The following is a 14,775-nucleotide window of genomic DNA, read 5'->3' on the forward strand; positions in this document are numbered from 1 at the left end:
AACGATTATATTATTGAACTGATATAATCAGCAGCTCTTACAACTTCTTTTTCTGATTCTTCATTTAGTGAGAATCTAATTCTTACTGGGAAATGAACATCAATCATACCAGTAGATTTTATTATTGATGAGGTATTTAAAACATTACCATTTGTAGAGTTTAAGTAATCCTGAATTATTTCTATAGGTTCACCACTCCATCCAAATGAACCAAAAGCACCTAAAAGTTTATTGCTTAAATCTAATTTAGGTAATTCTTTTAATATATCTTCAATAGAACCTATTAAATCTCCATATTTAGTTGAAGTACCAAATAGTATTGAATCTGATTCTTTTATTGAAGCTAATATATCTTCTTTAGTACTTTTATCTGCATTAAATATATAAACTTCAATATCCTCATTTTCTAATTCAGATTTGAATTTTTCAGCTATTTTTTTTGTTGCATTTCTCATTGTAGTGTAAACTATAGTAGCTTTTTTCCCTTTTTTAGTTTCTTTACTATATTTATCATATATATCAATATATGATTGAATATTTTCATCTAGTATATAACCATGTGATGGAGCAATAACTTCTATATCTAAATCTTTTAATATATCAATCAGTGGCCTAATGTATTTTCTATGTGGTTCCATTATAAGTTTATAGTAAGTTAAAAAGTCCTCTGTAATATCTTCATTTGATTTACTTGAGAAGTGTTCCTTGGCAGTAAGATGAGTACTAAAAATATCACAAGGGAATAATATTTTATCTTCTACATCATATGTAATCATTGTTTCCTCAGTGTGAAGATAAGGAGTCATTTTAAATAATAATGTTTTTCCTCCTATATCAAGGGTATCCCCATCATTTACTACTATAAAATCTCTATCATGTAATTTATATAATTCTTTTAGATGATATACGGCTTTTTCACTGCAAACTATTTTAGCATTAGTAGCTTGTCTAGCTAGTCCACCTAATGCACCTGAATGATCAGGTTCTGTATGATTAATAACTATGTAACTTATATCTTTTAAATCAATAATCTCTTTTAAATTATTTAAAAAATCTTTTGTATATATTAAATCTACAGTATCAATAACTGTTGGCTTTTTAGTTTTTAATAAATAACTATTGTATGTAGTTCCTTTTTCTAATATTAATCTGTGAAATGGAACAGGTCTATTGTCAATTACTCCTACTGAGTAAATATCATTTCTTAGTTTAATTTCTTTATTCATAAGTACCCTCCTTATTAAATTTCTTTTGTGAAAATCTACAACCTTAGTTTAAAACATAATAAAATATCTGAATGTGATTGCACACACATGATAAAAATAATATAAAAATTTTTCTAAAAAGTATTGACTTTTTATTAAATAATAATTATTATTGATTATAAGAAATAAATGATAAATAGAATCAATTGAAAATAAATATCAAGGAGGAAATGCAAATGTCATTAATAAACAAAAAAGTTTCAGATTTTAAAGTGCAAGCATATCAAAATGGAGAATTTAAAGAAGTTACATCAGAGGATTTAAAAGGACACTGGTCAGTATTCGTATTCTATCCAGCAGATTTTACTTTTGTTTGTCCAACTGAGTTAGGGGAGTTAGCAGACAATTATGAAAGCTTTAAAGAAATAGGATGTGAAGTTTACTCAATATCAACAGATACTCACTTTGTTCACAAAGCATGGGCAGATGCTTCAGATACTATAGGAAAGATTAAATATCCAATGTTAGCAGATCCAACAGGAAAATTAGCAAGAGATTTTGAAGTTATGATAGAAGAAGAAGGATTAGCATTAAGAGGATCTTTCGTAATTAACCCAGAAGGAGAGATAAAAGCATATGAAATCCATGATAACGGAATTGGAAGAAATGCTGAAGAATTATTAAGAAAGGTTCAAGCAGCTCAGTTTGTTGCAGAACATGGAGATCAAGTTTGTCCAGCTAAATGGAAACCAGGTGAAGAAACATTAGCACCAAGTTTAGATTTAATAGGAAAACTTTAATAAAAATAAATAAAGTGGTTTTGTAAAAATATAACAATAAACTTACAAACATATTCAGAGAATTCCTAGATTTTAAGTGAAAGTCCAAATTTTAATTTGGAAACTTGAACTTATCCAATGGAACTTTAGTTACATTGGAGTCATTTGAATAATTATTACTCCGAAGATATTACTAAAGCTTCGAAACTTAAGTGAAAGTCAAATTTTTTAATTTGGATTCTTGAACTTATGCAATCGAATTTTATGAGATTGTATTCCTAAAAAATTAACAGTCTCAGCTTCTTAACGTAATATCTTCTCCGTAATAATTTAAATTCTAAAGCTTATCTAGATATTCTCTTCATATTGTTTGTAAGTTTTATAATAATTTGTTTTAGGCAAATTTTCAATGCTAATCAATTGAAGTTAAAATATTTTTAAGTTATTTCAAAGTAGATAGTTTAAAAATATTTTGAATAGTAAGGACTAAGGAGGAGGCGTAAATTTATGAGTAAAATATATGATTTGGTTATTATTGGGGGAGGGCCTGCAGGACTTTCAGCAGGTATATATGCAGGAAGAGCTAAGATGAATACCTTGATAATAGAAAAGGGAGAATTAGGAGGACAAGTCAATAAAACCTTTGATATATCTAATTATCCTGGATCTAGAAATACAAATGGTCCTAAACTTATGAGTGAAATGAGAGCTCAGGCAGAGGATTTTAAAGTTAAGTTTATGAATGGAGAAGTCCTTGAAGTAAGTTTAGAGGGAGATATTAAGGAAATAAAAACTGACAAAGGTTTAGTTAAGGGAAGATCTGTAATAATTGCTACTGGGGCAGCACCTAGACAACTTGGATTTAAAGGGGAAGAAGAATTTACAGGAAGAGGAGTTGCATATTGTGCAACTTGTGATGGTCAGTTTTTTGAAGGATTAGAGGTATTTGTAATAGGAGCTGGTTTTGCAGCGGCTGAGGAAGCAATATTCTTAACTAGATTTGCATCAAAGGTAACTGTAATAGCTAGAGAACCAGAATTTACTTGTGCAAAATCTATAGCAGATAAGGTTCTTTCTAACCCTAAAATTGAGGTGAAATTTAATACTGAAATAATTGAAGCTAAGGGCAAAGACATGGTAAACTATGCTAAGTTCAAGAATAATGTAACAGGAGAAATTTTTGAATACAGAGCAAAAAAAGAGGATGGAGCCTTTGGAATATTTGTATTCGTTGGTTATGCCCCTAAAAGTGAATTGTTTAAAGATATTTTAGAGTTAGACAAGCAAGGATATATTATAACTAATGAAGATATGGAAACTAATATTAATGGGGTTTATGTTGCTGGAGATTTACGTCCAAAATCTTTAAGACAAATAGTTACAGCTGTATCAGATGGGGCTATTGCTGCCACTACAGCAGAGAGATACGTTAAAGAGCTAAAAGAAAAGCTTGGTATAGAAGATGAATATTTAGAAGAAGAGGAAAATATTCAAGAAGAAAAAAATAGTGATGAAAATAATGATTTAGGAAATATATCAAGAAAAAGTTCACTATTAAATGATGGATTAAGAGCTCAGCTAAAAGGAATTTTAAGCAAAATAGAAAATGAAGTAACTTTAGTTTCTATAGTTGATAGAAATAATACAAAATCTATAGAACTTAGAGACTTAGTACTAGATATATCAGATTTAGGAGAAAAAATTAATGCTAAGATATTTAATAAAGGCGAAAATAAAGAGATTGAAGAGAAGATAAATGCTGATAAATATCCTATAGTTGCACTTTTAGACGAAAATGAAAATTATAGTGGAATTAAGTTTCATGGTGTTCCAGGAGGACATGAGTTAAATTCATTTATTTTAGCTATATATAACTTAGGTGGTCCAGGTCAAGGTATTAATGAAGGAGTACTTGATGAAATAAAGAAATTAGATAAAAAGACTAATATTAAGGTTTGTGTATCACTATCATGTCATTTATGCCCTGATGTTGTAGCTAGTGCACAAAGAATAGCAAAAGAAAATAAAAATATAGAAGCTGAAATGATTGATTTAGCTAATTTTAAAGATATAAAAGATGAATTTAAAATAATGAGCGTACCAGCTCTAATAGTAAACAATAAGGATGTTTACTTTGGAAGTAAAAAAATAGAAGAAATTTTAGAGATAATAAAATAATTTTATTATAAAACACCACAAAAGGCTGTATGAAAGTAACTTATAAATTATTTTCATACAGCTATATTTTTTATTAATTTCTATTTTCATTTTAAATTTAGTAATTTTCTTTAAATACTATATAAAGTGCAGAAAATATTTTTAAAATGTGAATTTTGCAAAATAATTTGTTATATTTTTAACTTTTATGTCTTAAATGTATTGCAATTTATATTTATATTATGATATATTTATAGCAGAAAAATTAGTTGTACATACAAATGAACTTAAATTTGTATGTATTTATACATTAAAACAATTAATTTTAAAAAAATTACTAGTAATTTATAAAAAAGTGGAGTTTGACATGAGAATCTATAAAAATATAAATGATAAAAAATAAACAAAGACTTTGAATAATAAATATTTTTAAAGAAATAATATTTAATGAATTTTGTATTGTTATAGATTTTAATTAACAAAAAATTTTATAATAGGAAGAAGAGAGATATGACACAAAAGAATGTTTCAAAGAAAGATAAGTTAACACCAAAAGATTATTTAAATAAAGTTTTGGCAGGAACTGCAACAGGGATAGTTGTAGGGTTAATTCCTAATGCAATATTAGGATCAATTTTTAAAGGGCTAATAGGGGTTTCACCTATATTTTCTACTTTTTATAATGCCGTGAATATTATGCAGTTTATAGTACCTGTGCTTGTGGGAGTATTAGTTGGATTACAGTTTGAATTAAATGCTATGCAATCAGTTATAGTTGGAGCAGCAGTATTCTTAGGTTCAGGGGCATTTAAGGTTACTGAAGCTGGCGTACAAATGGTTGGTATTGGAGACTTAATAAATATAATGTTAGTTTCTTGTATAGCTGTATTTGTTATTAGATTAATAGGAAATAAATTAGGATCTTTAACTATATTATTACTACCAATTATAGCTGGCGCTGGAGTTGGTATTATAGGAATGTTTATGTTACCTTATGTAAGACAGATTACCATAGTAATTGGAGATATAATGAATAACTTTACTACTTTACAGCCATTATTAATGTGTATTTTAATAAGTGTTTCATTCTCAATATTAATTATTTCACCAATTTCAACTGTGGCAATAGGTATAGCTATTGGAATAACTGGCTTAGGAGCTGGGGCAGCAGCTATAGGAGTTACTGCTTGTACAGCAGTTTTAGTTGCAGGATCAAGAAGAGTAAATCAAAGTGGAGTTACTTTATCAGTATTATTAGGAGCTATGAAAATGATGATGCCAAACCTAGTAAAATACCCAATAATAGCAGTTCCAATAATAGCAAATGGAATCCTAAGTGGAATAGGAGCTTATTTATTTAATATATTAGGTACACCTAATAGTGCAGGATTTGGTATAGTTGGATTAGTTGGACCTTTAGCAGCTATAAATACTCCAGGGGCTACAAATGCTATATTTGGAGTAATAATGGCATTCTTTGTAATACCTTTTGTAGGAGCATTTATTATTGAATGGTTCTGTAGAAAAGTTATACATTTATATGATGAAAAAATTTTTAAATATATTTAATTTACAAGAAAGATAAAAGAGGAGAGTTGATTGAAATGAAAATCACAATTGTTGGAGCAGGAGCAATGGGCTCACGTTATGGATATATGCTACATGAAGCTGGAAATGAAGTTATGCTAATAGATGGGTGGAAGGATCATGTAGATACTATAAACAAAGATGGATTAACTGTTGAGGAAAATGGAGAAATTAAAAAAGTAAAGATACCAGCAATGCTACCTCAAGATGCTAAAGAAATTCCAGAGTTAATAATATTATTTACTAAATCTATGGGATTAGAACCAATGTTAGAATCTATAAAAGGTATATTAGGAAAAAATACAAAAGTATTATGCCTATTAAATGGATTAGGACATAATGAAACTGTAGCAAAATATGTTGATAACAAAAACATACTTATGGGAGTAACTTTATGGACAGCTGGGTTAAAAGGTCCAGGACATGTTGTATTAACAGGAAGTGGAAGCCTAGAAGTTCAAAATATTGATCCAAGTATGGAAAAAGAGGCAAAAGAAATTTGCGATATATTAAGTAATGCTGGATTAAAAGCTCACTATAGTGAAAATGTATTATTTTCAATATGGCGTAAAGCTTGCGTAAATGGAACTTTAAATAGTGGATGTACAATTTTAGATTGTAATATTAAAGAATTTGGTGAATTAAAGGAAGCTCCACAACTTATACGTAATATTATAAAAGAATTTGCTGATATTGCAGCTGAATATGGAGTAAAATTAGATGTTGAAGAGGTTGCAAGAGGTATAGAGGCAATATATGATCCAAGCCAAGCTGGCGCTCACTATCCATCAATGCATCAAGATTTAATACAAAATCATCGTCTTACAGAAATAGATTATATAAATGGTTATGTATCAAGAAAAGGTAAAGAGTTTAATATAAATACACCATATAATGACTTACTTACTACTCTTGTTCATGCAAAAGAGCAATTACTTATTAAATAAGAATATACAATAAATATAGTTTTTTAAAAGTTGATTTTTATGTTTTATAGAAATCAACTTTTTATATTTTATAATTTAACTTGGTATGAACTTATTCTAATATAGAAATCAATCTTTTATATTTTATAGATATATTATTAAATATTAGCGTAGTAAAACCTTATTTATTTGAAAATAATGGAATGAACTCAGTTGCAAATTTTAAAATTTATATTTAATATAATATATAGACAAAATTTTAAGAGGTTAGGACTGATATAATGCTTGAAGAAAATTTTTGCCAGTGCTTGTTTTTTACTGTAACCAGATTGAAAAAAATAGCAGCTAAAATAGCTGAAGATGAATTAAAACCATTAGGAATGTCTCCAACATATGTATATATACTTCTTGGGGTGAAATTTAAACCAGGAATAACTCAAAAAGAATTATGTGAAGAACTTCATTTGAAGCCCTCTACAATAACTAGACTTATAGATAAACTAGTTATAAATGGATTGGTGGAAAGAAGATCAGAGGGAAAATTATCTCATATATATCTAACTGAGAGTGGGGAAAAGATACAAGAGGATATTAAAAAATACAGATTAAAGTTACATAATCGTTATAAAGAGATACTTGGAGAAGAGGAATATAATTTTTTAACTAAACTAACAAATGATTCTGCAAGAATATTAGAGTCTGAATAAAAGATGTGCTTAATAGTTAAATTTTAAAGGTTTAAACTTATTTGAAAACAAGTAGTAATGCACAACTTCTTACAATTTTAATTATAAGAAGCTGTGCATTATTATATATATAAGTACTTATTTTAGATTAATAATGATATAATAAACTTATTATTTTTAATAAGAGATTAGAATATTGATTTAATGATTTAAAATATTCAAAAAGGAGATATACATATATGAAAGAATTAAGAATAAAGAAATTTACTGTAGAAGAATTTAAAAATAAGTTTAACTTAGATAATATAGAAAATATTTCAGCTTATGAAGTAAGTGAATTAGGAAATCTTTTTGAGAATTCATCTGAAGATGTTTATTTCTTAATTGAAGATAAATTATATGCTGAGCCAAAGAAAGCTATAGGGGAAGGAGAACTTTCTAGAGAGGAGATTGAAACTATAGAAAAATTAAATGAAGAATTTAGAGATTCTTTAATAAGCTTAAGAGAGTTTTTATATCATGGAAATGGAAAATTAGATTCAGAAGAGGCTAGAGCTATTCAAGTTTCAATGAATAATAATATAAAATCAGCTAAAGAAATTTTAAATAGACATAATATAGTTGATAAAGACCAATTAAAGAAAATGAGTAAAAAATACTTTATGCCAGACTTCTTAAATGGTGTATTTGGTAATGAAGAATATAATTTTGAAAATGAAGTAGAAATAGACTGCGGATTATAAGAGAAAGCTATATCAAATCTTTACTTGGTTTGATATAGCTTTTTTATTTAAATAATTATATTTAATGTTGACAATATCACTAATTAGTGATAAATTTAAAGCATGGATAAGATAAAAGATTTAATTAAAGAAAATGAATTAGAATTATCAACATTGGTTGTCTTTACAAGAGCAGAGCATACTATTCATAAAAAAGAATTTCAGACAATCAAGGAAAGTGGATTAACCATAGCTCAATTTGGAGTTTTGGAAGCTCTATACAATAAAGGTGACTTGAGAATATGTGAAATAATCGAAAAAATCTTAACAACATCAGGAAATATAACAGTTGTTATAAAAAATCTAGAAAAGGATGGGCTAGTGAAAAAAAATGCAGATCCAGAAGATAAGAGATCTTGTATAATATCATTAACAGATGAAGGTAGAAAGGTTATAGAAAATATTTTACCTAGTCATATTAATAATATTAAAAATATTTTTGAAGTCTTAACTGATGAAGAGAAAATCACATTGAAGAATATATTAAAAAAATTTAAAAATGTATAGTCATCAATATAAAATAAAAAATTTTTAGGTATTTATCACTAATTAGTGATAAAAATTATTTTAGATAAAAAGGGGGCAAAGTAAATGAAGAAGTTCAGAACTATAGAAAATATATTTAAAGCGCCAGAACCACATATGGTTGGAGATGGATTTAGAGTATCTCAATATATACCAACAGGAATAAAAAGTATGGAGCGTTTATCACCATTTTTATTATTAGATTATAATGCACCATATTATTTTAAGCCTTCAGAGACTAGATTAGGTGTTGGAGCTCATCCTCATCGTGGATTTGAAACAGTAACAATTGCTTATGATGGAAAGGTTGAGCATCATGATAATAAAGGAAATCATGGGATTATAGGACCCGGGGATGTTCAGTGGATGACTGCAGCATCAGGTATTATGCATAAAGAATATCATGAAACTGAATTTAGTAAGAATGGTGGTATCTTTCATATGGTTCAACTTTGGGTGAATCTACCTAAAGATAAAAAAATGATAGAACCTAAATATCAACCTTTATTAAAAGAAGAAATGGGAGTTTTAAAACTTGATAATGATAAAGGAGAAATAAGTATAATTGCAGGGGAAGTTAATGGGGTAAAGGGGCCAGCTAATACCTTTACTAATATAAATCTTTATAATATAAATTTAAAGAATTATGGTAATACTACATTAAGTGAACCAAAAAATTTTAATACTGCAATTCTTATATTAAAAGGTGAAGCTAAAGTAAATGAAGATAAAATATGTAAAGAAGGAGATTTTATCGTATTTGAAAATGTTGAGGGAGAGATTTTACTAGAGTCTTTGACTGAAGAGTCACTATTTTTAGTTCTTAGTGGAGAACCAATAAATGAGCCTGTTGTTTCACATGGACCATTTGTTATGAATACACTAGGAGAAATACTTGATGCATATGAGGATTTTAGAAACAATAAGTTTGGAACAGAGAATTTTTAATAATTTATATATAAATTAGAAGGAGTGAATACAATGAGTAAAGTATTATATATTAAAGCAAATATAAAAAATGAGGGAGAATCAAGAACTTTTAAAGTATCTGATAGTTTTGTAGAAGAGTATAAGAAAAATAATCCAGAGGATGAAATAATAACATTAGATTTATATAAAGAGAATATAGACTTTTTAAGAGCTGATGATTTAGGGAAATTATTTGGACCTAAAGATGAAGAAAGCAAGAATAATTCAATATTAAAATATGCATATCAATTTGCTGATGCTGATAAATATATAATTGCAGCACCTATGTGGAATTTAAGTTTTCCAGCTATACTAAAAGCTTATATTGACTATGTAAGTGTTTCTGGAATTACGTTTAAATATACTGCTGAAGGACCAGTTGGTTTATTAAATAACAAAAAGGCAGTACATATAGTATCTAGGGGTGGTGGATATGATAATTCACCATATGAAATGGGAGATAGATATTTAAGAACTATATTAGGTTTCTTTGGAATTAAGGATATAGAAACTATTGCCATAGATAATTTAGATGTTATGGGCGTAAATGTTGAGGAAAAGGTAGAAGAAGGTATAGAAAAGGCTATTTCACTTGCAAAGAAATTTTAAGTTAAAGCTAAATATTAGAACATAAAAAATAGTAAATTTAAATAGAAGACTTCTTGATAATTATATAATTCATAAATATGAGATATAAAGAGATAAAGTAAGGAAATTTGATTTACATATAAAGTATTTAGATGTAGAATAAAATTATAATATTAAAATGCAGATGATTATTAGGGGAGTTTAGGGAATAAACTCCCTTCTTTTTTGTATTTATGGATATATTAATTTCATTAAAGGGGTGAAGATATGTATTTTAATAAAGTTCTAGGTATGAAAGAGTTTGGAAAAGATGAAAAGGTGTTTTATAGAGTTGCCATAAGGGCAATTATTTTACAGGGTGATAAAATACTTATGGTAAAATCTAATACAGGAGATTATAAGTTCCCAGGTGGCGGAGTTGAAAAAGGGGAGACTCCAGAGGAAACCTTAAGAAGAGAAGTTCAAGAAGAAACAGGATACATATTAAATGAAGTTAAAGAAAAATTTGGAGTTTTAATTGAAAGAGATAGAAGAAGGAGAATGGGTTGTACAATTTTTGAAATGACTTCTCATTATTATCTTTGCAGTGTTATTGAAGAAAGAGGAGAACAACATTTAGATAAGTATGAGGAAGAGCTAGGTTTTACTCCTATATGGATTTCTTTAGATGAGGTAATTAGAGAGAATGAAAATATACTTAATCAAAGAGAAAAAATTAATCCATGGGTGAAAAGAGAAACTTTTGTACTTAAAAAGATTAAAGAATATTTAAATGAAAATTAGTTCTAAATATAAAAATACTTTATCAAAAAGATATTAAAATTTTTGATAAAGTATTTTTATTTGTACAGATTTTTAATTTAAAGATTATATAGTATACAAATTAAAATTCACTTAAAAATTAGCTTTTATTTAAACTTTAGAGTTTTAGATTATTTAACTAATTTATTTAAAATTGGTATATGTTTTTCAATTGAAAAATAAAGTTTTTGAACGCTTTTACTTAAGAATTTTATGTAAAGTACGTTTAGTATAATTACAATTAAGAATGAAGCAACAACGTGTTGTGGATAATGGTGTCCAACATATACTCTAGAAATTCCCATTAATATAGATAAAATTACGCAAATTGTTCCAAGCGCTTTATTATATCTATTTAATCCTAAAGCTATACTCATACTACCAACTGAATGACCACTTGGAAAAGATGAATCTGGCTTGTGTGGATATAATAGCTTTGCATTAGGATCATTTACAAAAGGTCTTGGAGCATAAAAAAAGTGACCTACAATAACTGCTAGAATTAAATTAATTCCAGTAAACACAATGGTGTCTACAGCTATTCCTCTAGCTTTTTTATTTTTACTTATAATTCCTATTAAATAAACAACAATCACTGTAGCAAAAAGAATATAGGGAAGTCTTTTTGAACTAAAAAGCATAATTGAATCTAATAAGTGATTTTTTCCTGCTAACCCATTAATAGAGTTAAAAATGTCATTCCAAAAATTCATATGTGGTTCTCCTTAATAATTTCTTCTTAAGTTATATTTATAAAATTTTATGATGCTTGTACATAAAATTTAAAATTAATTATACATAGTTTATTTTTAAAAGAAACTACACAAAAGTTACAAAAAATGAATTTTTATATAAAAATAAACAATAATATATGTTGAATTAAGATTATATTATGACTATATTTATTTTATAAGAATATTATTTGGAGATGTTAATATGAAAAAGACTTTATACGATTATGAAGAAGCAATTAAAAAACTGCCTTTAAAAGATAAATATACAAAAGAAGAACTTTTAACAGATGATTTTCTTGTTAATAAAGAGGGGAATATAGAAATTTATTATGCTCCACATAATGAATATATAAATCCTAATGCTAAAGTGTTTATAATTGGTATAACTCCAGGTTTTAATCAAATGAGTACAGCTATAGCTACAGCAAGAAAGGAATTAGAGAGTGGAGATAATATTAAAGAAATTCAATATAAATGCAAGGTGGCAGGGCGTTTTAGTGGAACCTTAAGAAAAAATATAATTAGCATGTTAAATGAGATAGAGCTTAATAAGGCTTTGAAAATAAATGATTGTGGAGACCTTTTTGAAGAAAAGGATTATCTATTACATACGGTATCTTTAATTCCTTACTCTGTTTTTCTTAAGAAAGCCAATTATACAGGCCATACTCCAAAACTTATAAAGAGTGATTTTTTAATGAAGTATGTTTATGAGAACTTTATTGAGGAAATTAAGAGTTTAGATGATTTTGAAAATATATTATTAATACCTTTAGGAAAAGCAGTTGAGGAAGTACTATTTAAGCTTAAGGAAGAGGGATTTATAAGCGAGAGACAAATACTTAAGGGATTTCCACATCCATCAGGTGCAAATGTAAATAGAATACCTCAATTAAAGGAAAATAAAGAAAGTATGATTAAAAAAATTAAAGAATTTTATTAACTTACACTAATTAAATTCCTATGGAGATTTCACTTTTATATTTAATTTTGAAAATTTACTTATAATAGTCTTTAATATAAAAAGCTTTAATTTAAATTTTCAATGGGATAATATGGTGTGATAAAATAATTAAGTGAATTAAATTATTTTATCTAAGAGGGAAGTATATAATGAAGAATATTAAAATGAGATATCCAATATATCTTAAAGAGTTTAAGTGTATTGGGGGAGAATGTGAAGATAGCTGTTGTATAGGCTGGGATGTTGATATTGATAAGTTTACTTTTTATCAATATGAAAGTGTAAGTGATAGTGATATGAAGAATATACTTGAAAGCAATCTTATTAAAAATAAGAAGTGTCAATGTGATGAAATTGATTTTGCTAAAGTGAAGCTAGGGGAAAGTAAAAGATGTCCATTTTTAAAGTGTGATAACTACTGTGTTATTCATTCTAATCTTGGAGAAGAATATCTTTCAAATGTTTGTACATCATTTCCTAGGGTAACTAATAAGATTGATGGAATTTATGAAATGTCTCTTGCTGTAGCATGTCCAGAGGCTGCTAGAATCCTTTTACTTAAGAAGAATGGTATTGAGTTTTCAGAAAGTGACGAAAACTTAGGGAAACATATAATATCAAGTGAGGTTAATACTAAAGTAAGTAAAGAGTCATATCTTCCAGTAGAGTTTCTTAAGGAAATTAGAGAGACTAGTATAAAGATAATGAAAAATAGAAAGTTTTCATTAGATAAAAGGCTTTACATATTAGGTGAATTTATAAATGCTTTAGAGGATGAGTATGAGTATAATTACCATAATACTTTAAGTTTTATAAGGGAATATGATATAGATACTGTTAAAGATTCATACGAAGAAAACTCTATGAATTACGTTATTCAGGTTGATTTCTTTAAGAAATTACTTACTATGCTTAGGGTAGAAAAAGATATAGATAGTGATAGATTTAAGGAGTACTCAAAGGAAGTTAAAATTGGGCTTAATTTAGATGAAGAAAATTATTTAGCTAAAAATGCTCAAATGTATATAAAGGTTTTTGAAGAATATGAAAAAGAATTTATAGAAGAAAATAGTTATATATTTGAAAATTACATAGTTAATTTTATTTATAGCAATTTATTCCCATTCTGTGAGAGAGAATCAATATTTGATAGCTATATTATGTTGCTTATAAGATATACATTTATAAGATTTTATTTAGTTGGCATATATATATATCATAAGAAAAATAAAGAGGTCTTAAATAAAGCTCTTTCAAAAGAAGAAGTAGTAAGATTTATTCAGTGTTTCTCAAAGGTTGTAGAACATCATAAAACTTATTTAATTGACTTATTAAATTATATAAAAGAGCATGATTTTAATAATTTAGAGTTTGTGAAAACTTTACTACCTTAATTAAAGTGATAGATGTAAATTTAACTTCGTCCTATTTATATTTAGGATGGAGTTTTTTATTACATTAGGATTAAAAATATAGGTAAAGCTTAAAGCAATAATTTATTTCCTATTTTAATAATTTATAATACAAACTAATATGCAAAGATATGGGTATCTTGTCTATCTTTTAAGTAGTTTTTTAAAGTTAAGTATGTTTCAGCTGAAACTTTTGATTTTATTGTTACATTTTGGGCAAAGTTTACTTCTATAATTAAATCATTACTGCTTTCAATTAAGCTTTTTATTGCTTCATATGAACTATACGATGTTTCTATGAAGATAGAAAGTTTTTCTTCTTCATCTTCAGAAATACTTTCATCCCTATAGTTTGCTCTACAAGTACTTTGATCTTTTGTTTCTAAAACATATACTCTAAGTTTATTACTTCTAGGAAATTCAATTTTTTCTATAGTTCTTAAAAGCTTTTTTAATTCTTCTTTTGAAATATTAAGGAATTCTCTTTTTTCATATCCATCTTCATATACATTAAAAGTATTTTCAAGTTTTTCTATAATCACTTTTCTATTTTTCTTATAGGATCTTATATCTAAACAGTTATATAATTTTAATTCATCTAATTTTTTTATAGAATCAAAAGCGAAATTATTAATTGTAAACATAAATATTCACCTCACT

15 protein-coding genes are annotated in these 14,775 nt (G+C 26.8%); 12 read left to right on the forward strand and 3 right to left on the reverse strand.

Annotation, left to right across the window (positions count from 1 at the left end):
* Nucleotides 1-5: 5 nt before the first annotated feature.
* Nucleotides 6-1,226, reverse strand: coding sequence for an FprA family A-type flavoprotein (locus CPF_RS03885; RefSeq protein ID WP_003453014.1), 1,221 nt, complete (start codon nucleotides 1,224-1,226; stop codon nucleotides 6-8).
* Nucleotides 1,227-1,441: 215 nt separating this feature from the next.
* Between CPF_RS03885 and ahpC the strand changes: the two genes are divergently transcribed.
* The 10 genes from ahpC (at nucleotide 1,442) to CPF_RS03935 (ending at nucleotide 10,987) form a co-directional block, all read left to right on the forward strand.
* Complete coding sequence (ahpC, locus tag CPF_RS03890) at nucleotides 1,442-2,005, forward strand: alkyl hydroperoxide reductase subunit C (RefSeq protein WP_003453100.1); 564 nt, start codon at nucleotides 1,442-1,444, stop codon at nucleotides 2,003-2,005.
* Nucleotides 2,006-2,491: 486 nt separating this feature from the next.
* On the forward strand, nucleotides 2,492-4,162 hold the full coding sequence (locus tag CPF_RS03895) for an FAD-dependent oxidoreductase (RefSeq protein WP_011590368.1): 1,671 nt from the start codon (nucleotides 2,492-2,494) through the stop codon (nucleotides 4,160-4,162).
* Between the two features lie 489 nt (nucleotides 4,163-4,651).
* The gene (locus CPF_RS03900) at nucleotides 4,652-5,710 is read left to right on the forward strand and encodes a PTS transporter subunit IIC (RefSeq protein WP_003480523.1); all 1,059 of its coding nucleotides are present in this window, start codon (nucleotides 4,652-4,654) and stop codon (nucleotides 5,708-5,710) included.
* Between the two features lie 35 nt (nucleotides 5,711-5,745).
* Nucleotides 5,746-6,675 carry a 2-dehydropantoate 2-reductase gene (locus CPF_RS03905; protein ID WP_011590370.1) on the forward strand — a complete coding sequence of 310 codons (930 nt, stop codon included), beginning with the start codon at nucleotides 5,746-5,748 and terminating at the stop codon, nucleotides 6,673-6,675.
* Between the two features lie 260 nt (nucleotides 6,676-6,935).
* Nucleotides 6,936-7,361, forward strand: a complete 426-nt coding sequence (locus CPF_RS03910) for a MarR family winged helix-turn-helix transcriptional regulator (protein ID WP_003461590.1) — start codon at nucleotides 6,936-6,938, stop codon at nucleotides 7,359-7,361.
* 218 nt (nucleotides 7,362-7,579) lie between these two features.
* A complete protein-coding gene (locus CPF_RS03915; protein WP_011590371.1) occupies nucleotides 7,580-8,083 on the forward strand; it encodes a hypothetical protein in 504 nt (167 codons plus the stop codon).
* Between the two features lie 102 nt (nucleotides 8,084-8,185).
* Nucleotides 8,186-8,629: a MarR family winged helix-turn-helix transcriptional regulator gene (locus tag CPF_RS03920; protein ID WP_003480535.1), complete on the forward strand. Its 444-nt coding sequence runs from the start codon at nucleotides 8,186-8,188 to the stop codon at nucleotides 8,627-8,629.
* A gap of 84 nt (nucleotides 8,630-8,713) precedes the next feature.
* Nucleotides 8,714-9,595 (forward strand): pirin family protein, encoded by an 882-nt coding sequence (locus CPF_RS03925; RefSeq protein WP_011590372.1) that lies wholly within the window; start codon nucleotides 8,714-8,716, stop codon nucleotides 9,593-9,595.
* 33 nt (nucleotides 9,596-9,628) lie between these two features.
* Nucleotides 9,629-10,225 (forward strand): NAD(P)H-dependent oxidoreductase, encoded by a 597-nt coding sequence (locus tag CPF_RS03930; protein ID WP_004460381.1) that lies wholly within the window; start codon nucleotides 9,629-9,631, stop codon nucleotides 10,223-10,225.
* Nucleotides 10,226-10,471: 246 nt separating this feature from the next.
* Entirely contained in the window at nucleotides 10,472-10,987 is a 516-nt protein-coding gene (locus tag CPF_RS03935; protein ID WP_003466481.1) for an NUDIX hydrolase, read from the forward strand.
* Between the two features lie 149 nt (nucleotides 10,988-11,136).
* Here CPF_RS03935 and CPF_RS03940 read toward each other — a convergent pair whose 3' ends face one another.
* Nucleotides 11,137-11,718, reverse strand: coding sequence for a phosphatase PAP2 family protein (locus CPF_RS03940; protein ID WP_011590373.1), 582 nt, complete (start codon nucleotides 11,716-11,718; stop codon nucleotides 11,137-11,139).
* Nucleotides 11,719-11,941: 223 nt separating this feature from the next.
* On the opposite strand from CPF_RS03940, the gene CPF_RS03945 reads away from it, so the two are divergent.
* On the forward strand, nucleotides 11,942-12,682 hold the full coding sequence (locus CPF_RS03945) for a hypothetical protein (RefSeq protein ID WP_011590374.1): 741 nt from the start codon (nucleotides 11,942-11,944) through the stop codon (nucleotides 12,680-12,682).
* A 170-nt stretch (nucleotides 12,683-12,852) separates the two neighbouring features.
* Nucleotides 12,853-14,097 (forward strand): flagellin lysine-N-methylase, encoded by a 1,245-nt coding sequence (gene fliB, locus CPF_RS03950; protein ID WP_011590375.1) that lies wholly within the window; start codon nucleotides 12,853-12,855, stop codon nucleotides 14,095-14,097.
* 134 nt (nucleotides 14,098-14,231) lie between these two features.
* On the opposite strand, the gene CPF_RS03955 is transcribed toward fliB, so the two are convergent.
* The gene (locus CPF_RS03955) at nucleotides 14,232-14,759 is read right to left on the reverse strand and encodes a hypothetical protein (RefSeq protein ID WP_011590376.1); all 528 of its coding nucleotides are present in this window, start codon (nucleotides 14,757-14,759) and stop codon (nucleotides 14,232-14,234) included.
* Nucleotides 14,760-14,775 lie beyond the last annotated feature (16 nt).

The organism is Clostridium perfringens ATCC 13124, from assembly GCF_000013285.1.
Classification (GTDB): domain Bacteria; phylum Bacillota; class Clostridia; order Clostridiales; family Clostridiaceae; genus Sarcina; species Sarcina perfringens.

What these genes read in the sequence shown, in the direction of transcription:
- CPF_RS03885 (WP_003453014.1), bottom strand. Translation starts at nt 1,226, where the DNA reads ATGAATAAAGAAATTAAACTAAGAAATGATATTTACTCAGTAGGAGTA.
- CPF_RS03900 (WP_003480523.1), top strand. Translation starts at nt 4,652, where the DNA reads ATGACACAAAAGAATGTTTCAAAGAAAGATAAGTTAACACCAAAAGAT.
- CPF_RS03930 (WP_004460381.1), top strand. Translation starts at nt 9,629, where the DNA reads ATGAGTAAAGTATTATATATTAAAGCAAATATAAAAAATGAGGGAGAA.
- CPF_RS03915 (WP_011590371.1), top strand. Translation starts at nt 7,580, where the DNA reads ATGAAAGAATTAAGAATAAAGAAATTTACTGTAGAAGAATTTAAAAAT.
- ahpC (WP_003453100.1), top strand. Translation starts at nt 1,442, where the DNA reads ATGTCATTAATAAACAAAAAAGTTTCAGATTTTAAAGTGCAAGCATAT.
- CPF_RS03905 (WP_011590370.1), top strand. Translation starts at nt 5,746, where the DNA reads ATGAAAATCACAATTGTTGGAGCAGGAGCAATGGGCTCACGTTATGGA.
- CPF_RS03940 (WP_011590373.1), bottom strand. Translation starts at nt 11,718, where the DNA reads ATGAATTTTTGGAATGACATTTTTAACTCTATTAATGGGTTAGCAGGA.
- fliB (WP_011590375.1), top strand. Translation starts at nt 12,853, where the DNA reads ATGAAGAATATTAAAATGAGATATCCAATATATCTTAAAGAGTTTAAG.
- CPF_RS03955 (WP_011590376.1), bottom strand. Translation starts at nt 14,759, where the DNA reads ATGTTTACAATTAATAATTTCGCTTTTGATTCTATAAAAAAATTAGAT.
- CPF_RS03945 (WP_011590374.1), top strand. Translation starts at nt 11,942, where the DNA reads ATGAAAAAGACTTTATACGATTATGAAGAAGCAATTAAAAAACTGCCT.
- CPF_RS03920 (WP_003480535.1), top strand. Translation starts at nt 8,186, where the DNA reads ATGGATAAGATAAAAGATTTAATTAAAGAAAATGAATTAGAATTATCA.
- CPF_RS03935 (WP_003466481.1), top strand. Translation starts at nt 10,472, where the DNA reads ATGTATTTTAATAAAGTTCTAGGTATGAAAGAGTTTGGAAAAGATGAA.
- CPF_RS03925 (WP_011590372.1), top strand. Translation starts at nt 8,714, where the DNA reads ATGAAGAAGTTCAGAACTATAGAAAATATATTTAAAGCGCCAGAACCA.
- CPF_RS03910 (WP_003461590.1), top strand. Translation starts at nt 6,936, where the DNA reads ATGCTTGAAGAAAATTTTTGCCAGTGCTTGTTTTTTACTGTAACCAGA.
- CPF_RS03895 (WP_011590368.1), top strand. Translation starts at nt 2,492, where the DNA reads ATGAGTAAAATATATGATTTGGTTATTATTGGGGGAGGGCCTGCAGGA.